This is a genomic window from Thioclava indica, from assembly GCF_000714545.1.
In the GTDB taxonomy this organism is placed as follows: Bacteria; Pseudomonadota; Alphaproteobacteria; order Rhodobacterales; family Rhodobacteraceae; genus Thioclava; species Thioclava indica.
In genome coordinates this window covers 1-5008 of sequence record NZ_AUNB01000070.1, presented here as the reverse complement: position 1 = coordinate 5008, position 5008 = coordinate 1, and the positions used below count along the sequence as shown (strand labels likewise).

Sequence of the window (5008 nt, the reverse complement as noted above, 5' to 3'; positions counted from 1 at the left end):
ATCTTGTTGACACAGTCAAAGCCCTGCTACCGCAGGATTAGCTGACACGCACCGTACCGAATTTCCTGCCGCTGAGTTGTTCTTGCCACAGGCTCCAGCAATGTCCGCCTAATCCGTGCACGGGCTGGACTGTTTCGCGGACGCACACTTTATAGTTGTTTCGATTATTAGCCCGAGCAGCGAAAAATGGTGAGAACATATGAGAAAGGACTTCGCGGCAACCGCCGAGGAAGCTGAGCAGAGCAATCAAGCCGACGTCCACGACCAGCCCCTGTTGATCGAGGTGCTGACACGGCTTGCTGCCCTACCCGACCAAGACGTTTACTCCGGCATCGAAACCGTTCTGACCCAGCTGAAACGCGACATCGGCGCCGACACACTGTGTCTCTTTTCCGTTTCGTCCACCGGCCAGCTCGACCGGATCCAACAGCTAAGCAATCATGCGCCCGAGGACGATGCCGCAAGATCGCACCGTTTGGCCGCGAAACAGGCGCTTGCAGGAGAGCCCCCCGTGCGGGAACGGGCCAACTGCGCTGGCGTTGAAGCTCTGGTTGCGTCAAACCCGGCGGGCGCTGCAAGCGTGGTTCTGACCATCGAGCCGGCTGACGCTGCGCGTAACACGGCGATCCAGCAGGTGCTCGGGGTGGTCGCGGCGGCGCTGAAGCGCGCGCCCTTGGGCGACGAGGCGTTGCGAAGCGATCTGATCGAAGCGGCCGACAAGTTCGAACTGGGCCTCGCCGTGTACGACGCGGCCGGGAAACTCCAGTTTCGCAACCCCACCTTCGCGCGTTTTTTCAAACCCTTCGAAGGGTCTATCGAAACTCTCGACGCGGCGCAGGAAACGATCGAAAGCCTCACGCTGAAACTGGTCCTGCCCGGCGAGGAGCGGGCCGAAACCCGGCCTGCGGACGCCAACAAGCGGATCATGGTCTCCGACGGGCGCATCCTCGATCTCAAAATGCGCCCGCTTGCCAGCGGCTCGACCCTCATTCAGTGCGCCGATATCGGGGGCTGTCCGATAGAGAAAGCGCGTTTGCGCGCGGCGATCGACGGCGCCGGGCTTGGCACCTGGGAATGGACGATCTCCACCGGCGCGCACAAGATCAACGCGCGTTGGGCGGAAATGCTCGGCTATACTTTTGAGGAATGCGACGCCATGACACAGGATCGCTTTCAAAACCTCGTACACCCGGATTCCCTCAAGACGCTGAAGAAAAGCTCTGCAAAGGTTCTGACCGGCGAGAGCGAATCCTTCGAGGCCGAGATCCAGATGTTTCACAAAAGCGGCCGGCTGGTCTGGGTGAAATCCCAAGGCAGCGTCGCCGCTTTTGACGCCAATGGCGCCCCCGCGATCATGTCGGGAATTCATCTGGATATCTCTGACCTCAAGCTGGCCGAAAGCCGGATCCTGAACCTTCTCGAGGGGGCACATACAGGCACCTGGGACTGGGACCTGATCACCGACACCCAGATCGGGAACCAGCAATGGGTTGAAATGCTGGGCTATTGCGACGAGGAAATCGGCAGGATCACCTATAATACCTGGCGTTCCTACGTGCATCCCGACGATATCGAGGCGGTCGAAGAAGGTGTGAAACGCGCCATCGAGGGAGAAACCGATTCCCTCATCGCGGAGTACCGGATGCGCCATAACGACGGGCATTGGGTCTGGCTGCTGGATCGCGCGAAAGTCGTCTCGCGCGACCGTGACGGGCGCGCGGCGTTCATCGCGGGGATCCAGATCGATATCAGCGAACAGAAGGCGCGCGAAGAGGCCTTGAAACAGGCGAAAGCCGAATTGGAACGCGTCTTCAACGAACGCAACACCGCGGAAAAACGGCTGGCCGATATTGCTGCGGTCAGCGACGACCTGTTTTGGGAACAAGATCGCGACATGCGCTTTCAGTTCCTGTCGCATCGCAAGTTTCGCAACCTGTCGGGCGAGAACAAGAGCGAGCTTATGGGCCGCACCTTGCAGGAATGGCTCGAAGATCGCCCCTACGAGCGGGCAAGCCCCAATTGGAATGGCTTGCTGGCCAAGCTGGAGGCCCGCGAGGCATTTCGGGATTTCGTTTGCGAAGTCTATTCCGAGCAAAGCGGAGAACAGCGTTGGCTGCGTTTCAACGGCGCCCCGGCGTACAATGCCGAGGGCGAATTTTTGGGCTATCGGGGCGTGGGCTCCGACATCACGCAGCTCTATCGCGCCAAGCTGAAAGCTGAGGACGCCAGCCGCTCCAAAACGCTGTTCCTGGCCAATATGAGCCATGAAATCAGAACCCCGTTGAACGGCGTGTTGGGCATGGCCGAGGTTCTGGACAATACGCTATCCGACCCGGCCCAGAAAAAGATGATCCGCACCATTCGCAGTTCCGGGGAGTCCCTGCTCAATATTCTGAACGATATTCTGGACATGTCGAAGATCGAAGCGCGCAAGCTCGAACTGGAACTTTTGCCCTTCGATCCCACCGAGCTGGCCAAGCGCGTTGAAGAGCTGCACCAGCTTCATGCCGAAGAAAAAGGGCTCGATTTCGAAGTCAGCATCGCGATGAGCGCGCAGACCCCCCGGATCGGCGATCGCCATCGCATCCGCCAGATTTTGAACAACCTGATTAGCAACGCGATCAAGTTCACCGATAGCGGAGAGGTCAGCGTCAACCTGAAAGGCAAACCGGGCCGCCCCTTTGTCATCGAAGTTACTGATACCGGAATCGGGATGAGCGAAAAGCATATCGCCGATATCCACAATGATTTCACCCAGGCCGATCCCTCGATCACACGCCGCTTTGGCGGGACGGGTCTGGGCATGTCGATCACCAAGAACCTCGTCGAGATGATGCAGGGAACGATCTCGGTCCAGTCGGAACTTGGTGCCGGAACGACGATCACCGTGGAATTGCCGCTTCCGGTCGCTGAGGATACAGAGGTGCAGCCCCGACCCGCCGAGACATCGGAAATGTCGCTTGCGGGGCGCCATATCCTGATCGCCGATGACAACCCGACCAATTGCACCGTACTCGAACATATCGTGAAGCAGTTGGGCGCAACCACCGTCATCACGACGAACGGCCTCGAAGCCCTGCACGCTTGGGAAAAAGAGACGTTCGATCTGTTGCTTCTTGATATCGCCATGCCGGTCATGGATGGGAAAACCGCGCTGCAGACCATTCGCGAGAGCGAGGCCAAAAGCGAGCGGCCCTACACCTATGCCATCGCGGTCACGGCGAATGTCATGCCCTATCAGGTCAGCGAATATATCGAATGCGGCTTTGACGTCACCATCGCCAAACCTGTGTCGGCGAAACAGATCTGTCACGCCGCTGCGGCTTTGCTCGAAGAGATCTGAGCCCGCGCAGACGGGGGCTTAGCTGTCGGCTTGATCCATCAGTGCTTCCATCTCGTCAAGCAATGTCTCGACCAGATCTTGCACCTTTGTCCAGCTCTCTGTCGTGGCGTGGTTGCCCCCGCCCGCGGGCCCGATGAGCGTGTCCAGCGCAAGCGATATCTCACTCAGGCGGTCAAAGCCCAAAGTCCCAGCCACGCCGGCGATCTTATGAGCCATTGCACCAATTTCGAAAACCGCCTGATCCTTATCCTGCGCAGCCGCCGCCGCCAGCTTAAGAGCTTCCAGCGTCAGGCTGCGCTGGAGAAGCGAGGCGACAAAGTCGCGCCGGATTTGTGCGATGACGAGATTGACGCCGTGATTTTCAGTTTGCACGTTGACCATGCTGTCACCCCTTCTGGTTACAAGCTGGCGATGCGCCGCCGATGCAAACGCCGTTTTAAGGGTGTATTCGTTTCATGGCTACCGATTTGCATCCTTGCCATTTGCAGCAGGCGCGTCGGGCGCCCGAAGGACAGCGACGGCAGCCGTGCAAGCCCGCCGAACCGGATGGAGGGCAATGCCAGACCGGCATCGCAATAGATCGGCCCAAACTCGCTCATGCCGAAATTCGCCGTCGCACTCAAAAGCTCACTGTCATAGCCGTGTTCCCCGCGCAGGAGGCAGACGAACACGCCCTCGCCCGAATAGGCCATCAGCACATCTTCGGCCTTCAAACTGTCCTGAATGACGGTGGCGACATCGCCGATCATGTCCACGAACTCACCGGGCGTTCCCGTCAGGTAGAGCTGGTCGGCATTCTCGACGACCACGGCAAAGGCGCGCAGACCGTGCATCCGACCCAGGCCGAGCGTCAGGAGGTAATTCTCAAGCGCGGTCTCGCTGAGGAGGCGGTCGATATTAGGCAAGGCGATCGCATCATCGAACGCAAAGGGCGGCGCGACCGCATAGGAGGAAAGCGACGTATTCACCGCTACTGCGGCGGCAGCGGCGCGTTGCTGGGCCAGCAGTCGCGCGACCGTCCCGAGACGGGCCTTGAGTTCGATCCTGTCGAGCGGCTTGGTGATGTAATCCAGCGCCCCGGCAGCGAATGCATCGTCGATATAGGATTTATCCGACATCGCCGTGACCATCACGATCGGCGTCTCGCGATAGGCCGGGAGAGAGCGGATATTACGACACAGCATGACGCCATCCATCTCGGGCATCCGGATATCGAGCAGGATCAGATCAAACCTTTCGGCGCGCGCCTGAATCCGGTCCAGCGCCTCGCGCCCGGACTGTGCAGTTGTGACGTCGTTATAGCCCAGCCCTTCCAGTTGGGTCGTAATCAAACGAAGGAAGAGTGGTTCGTCGTCTACAACCAGTATTTGCATATCCGCGCCTTTCTCTAGACTTCGAACCGAACAGAATAAGACCGGATCAAAGAAGCATTTTGTAACCTTAGGGCGAGTTTGACCCCGTAAATGTGGTCAATTCATGGCTTATCCGTAGAATTGTTTAGAATAGCGCACAAATCGTGCGTTTCGCATGAAAGCGGTGCTCGCTATCGGCAAAATTGACAACATTTCGGAAAAAGACGGGGCTACACGCGAAAGTTGCGAGTGCCCCGCCCCATTTCAGCCACATTTCCGCCCTACCAAAAAATTGAGTGGGCAGGGCTGAAAC

The 5008-nt window shown here is 58.6% G+C and carries 3 protein-coding genes; 1 reads left to right on the top strand and 2 read right to left on the bottom strand.

From position 1 onward, the window contains the following. Positions 1–199: 199 nt before the first annotated feature. The gene (locus DT23_RS18735) at positions 200–3343 is read left to right on the top strand and encodes a PAS domain-containing hybrid sensor histidine kinase/response regulator (RefSeq protein ID WP_051697368.1); all 3144 of its coding nucleotides are present in this window, start codon (positions 200–202) and stop codon (positions 3341–3343) included. A gap of 18 nt (positions 3344–3361) precedes the next feature. On the opposite strand, the gene DT23_RS15990 is transcribed toward DT23_RS18735, so the two are convergent. Together DT23_RS15990 and DT23_RS15985 are read right to left on the bottom strand one after the other, a co-directional pair. Further along, positions 3362–3724, bottom strand: coding sequence for an Hpt domain-containing protein (locus DT23_RS15990; protein ID WP_038132870.1), 363 nt, complete (start codon positions 3722–3724; stop codon positions 3362–3364). A gap of 17 nt (positions 3725–3741) precedes the next feature. Next, positions 3742–4716 carry a response regulator gene (locus DT23_RS15985; RefSeq protein ID WP_051697367.1) on the bottom strand — a complete coding sequence of 325 codons (975 nt, stop codon included), beginning with the start codon at positions 4714–4716 and terminating at the stop codon, positions 3742–3744. Positions 4717–5008 lie beyond the last annotated feature (292 nt).